Source organism: Ramlibacter sp. (genome assembly GCF_035706265.1).
Classification (GTDB): domain Bacteria; phylum Pseudomonadota; class Gammaproteobacteria; order Burkholderiales; family Burkholderiaceae_C; genus Ramlibacter.
Genome location: NZ_DASSVG010000593.1, coordinates 1 through 2596, shown reverse-complemented (window position 1 = coordinate 2596; position 2596 = coordinate 1). Strand labels below are relative to the sequence as shown.

At 66.5% G+C, this 2596-nt stretch carries 3 protein-coding genes; all 3 read left to right on the top strand.

Annotated features, from left to right (window positions below):
* The coding region (locus tag VFM98_RS21270; RefSeq protein WP_325111887.1) for an adenylate/guanylate cyclase domain-containing protein at positions 1-1472 on the top strand (1472 nt) is incomplete at its 5' end.
* Positions 1473-1486: 14 nt separating this feature from the next.
* Positions 1487-2284 carry a 3',5'-cyclic-nucleotide phosphodiesterase gene (locus tag VFM98_RS21265; protein ID WP_325111886.1) on the top strand — a complete coding sequence of 266 codons (798 nt, stop codon included), beginning with the start codon at positions 1487-1489 and terminating at the stop codon, positions 2282-2284.
* Between the two features lie 221 nt (positions 2285-2505).
* Positions 2506-2596, top strand: a 91-nt coding sequence (locus VFM98_RS21260; protein ID WP_325111888.1) for a pilin, incomplete at its 3' end; no start/stop codon positions are given.

Here is a 2596-nt window from a genome sequence, read left to right as displayed (position 1 = left end):
AGCGCCTGGCCGGCAAGGACTATCCTCACCTCGCCAGCCTGCGGCTGAAGCAGGGCGCGCGCACCGTGCGCGAGATCCCGGTGGACCAGCAGGCCGGCATGCTGGTGCCCTTTCGCGGCCACGGGGGGCCGGGCGGCGGCTCGTTCCGCTATGTTTCCGCCTCGGACGTGCTGCTGCACCGGCTGCCGGCCGGCGACCTGAAGGACAAGATCGTGCTGGTGGGGGCCACCGCCCCGGGCCTGCTGGACCTGCGGGTGACGCCCGTGGGCGAGATCTATCCCGGCGTCGAGACGCACGCCAACGTGATCACCGGCCTCCTGGACAACCGGCTGCACGTGAAGCCCGATTACGCCGCCGGCTACGAAATCGTGGTGCTGCTGGTGGCGGGGCTGCTGCTGGCGCTGATGCTCTCCATGCTCTCGGCGCCGGTCGCGATGGCGGCGAGCTTCGCCCTCGTGGGAGCGGTACTGGGTTTCAACTACTGGCTGTTCGCCGTGCACGGCCTGGTGCTGCCGCTCGCCTCGGCGCTGGCCATGGCCGGCACGGCCTTCGCCCTGAACATGAGCTACGGCTACTTCGTCGAGAGCCGCAGCAAGCGCCAGATTGCCGACCTGTTCGGCACCTACGTCCCGCCGGAGCTGGTGGACGAGATGGTGAAGCACCCGCGCAGCTACAGCATGAAGGCCACCAGCAAGGAGCTGACCGTCATGTTCTGCGACATGCGGGGCTTCACGCGGATCGCCGAGGGGATGGAGCCGACGCAGCTGCAGGCGCTCGTCAACGACGTGTTCAGCCGCCTCACCGACATCATCCGCGCCCACCGCGGCACCATCGACAAGTACATGGGCGACTGCGTCATGGCCTTCTGGGGCGCGCCGGTGGACACGCCCCGGCACGCCGAACTGGCCGTGGAATCGGCGCTGCAGATGGAGCAGGCCCTCGTGCAGATCAACGCGGCCCACCGCGCGAAGGGCATGCCCGAGGTCGGCGTCGGCATCGGCATCAACACCGGCACCATGTGCGTGGGCGACATGGGCTCCGACCTGCGGCGCAGCTACACGGTGATCGGCGACGCGGTCAACCTCGGGTCGCGACTGGAGGGCCTGTCGAAGGTGTACGGAGTCTCCATCGTGGCGAGCGAGACCGTGCGCGCCCAGGCTGGTGAGTTCGCCTGGCAGGAGCTGGACCGCGTGCGGGTGAAGGGCAAGGAGCAGGCGGTGGGCATCTTCACGCCCGTCGGCCGGGCCGCCAACCTGGAACCGGCGATCGTGCAGGAGCTCGAAATGTGGGACGATTTCCTGCTCGCCTACCGGGCGCAGGAATGGGACCGGTGCGAGCTCCAGCTGCACAATCTGCGCCGAAACCACGCCAAAAAATACCTTTACCATCTGTATTCCGGGCGTGTAGCCTCCATGAGGCAGCTGCCCTTCGACCCGTCGTGGGACGGCGCGACCACTTTCGAGACCAAATAATCCGGGGGCGCTGAATGCGGGTGCGGGTCCTGGGCTGTTCAGGCGCCATCGCGAAGGACAGCCGTACCACCTCCTTCCTCGTCGACAGCGATGTGCTGGTCGATGCAGGCACGGGCGTGGGCGACCTGACGCTCGAGGAGATGCTGGGCATCCGCCACGTGCTGGTCTCGCACTCCCACCTCGATCACATCGCCGCACTGCCGCTGATGGTGGACTCGGTGGCCTCGCGGCTGCGGGAGCCGATCAACGTCTGGGCGCTGCCCGGCACCATCGCCGCCCTCAAGGCCCACGTCTTCAACAACGTGATCTGGCCGGACTTCAGCCGCATCCCTTCATCGCAAGCGCCCTTCATCCGCTTCCACGAAATCCAGGTCGGCCAGACCCTCAAGCTCGGGGGCAAGGCCATCGAGGTGCTGCCCGCCGTGCACACCGTGCCGGCCTGCGGCTTCGCGCTGGCCACCGCAGACAGCAAGGGCAGCTGGGTTTTCACCGGTGACACGGAGCGCAACCCCGCCTTCTGGAACCGCCTGAACCAGCTGGAGGTGGCGGCCCTGGTGATCGAGACGGCCTTCAGCGACCGCGAGCAGGACCTGGCGCGTCGCAGCCTGCACCTGTCACCCTGCGCCCTGGCCGAGGAGCTGGACTGCATCGCCAAGCACAAGCGCTTCCCCATCTTCATCACGCACACCAAGCCGGCCGAAACCGAGCTGATCATGAACGAGATCCGCAAGTTCGACCAGACCCGGCCGTTCGGGCCGGAGGTGGCGCATGACATCCGGTGGTTGCGGGCGGGGCAGGAGTTTGAGTTGTGAGCGGCGCGAGTGTCGAAGGGCTGTGGATGGGACAGACCGGGAGCAGACGCGCTCGGTGCGCATTCGCTAACGGTTGACAATTCTTGTCATCGAAAGTGACGCGTCTCGTCGCTTGTGCCGATCCAAGTCTGCCGCACCTGCCGAAAACTTCACATTCCAGCCCGGGCACATGGATTGCTGAGAGTCTGACGCGTCTCTCAATTCCAAACGGAGGTATTCAAATGAAGCGTCAGATGCAGCAGGGCTTCACCCTGATCGAACTGATGATCGTGGTCGCGATCATCGGTATCCTCGCGGCGGTGGCCCTGCCGG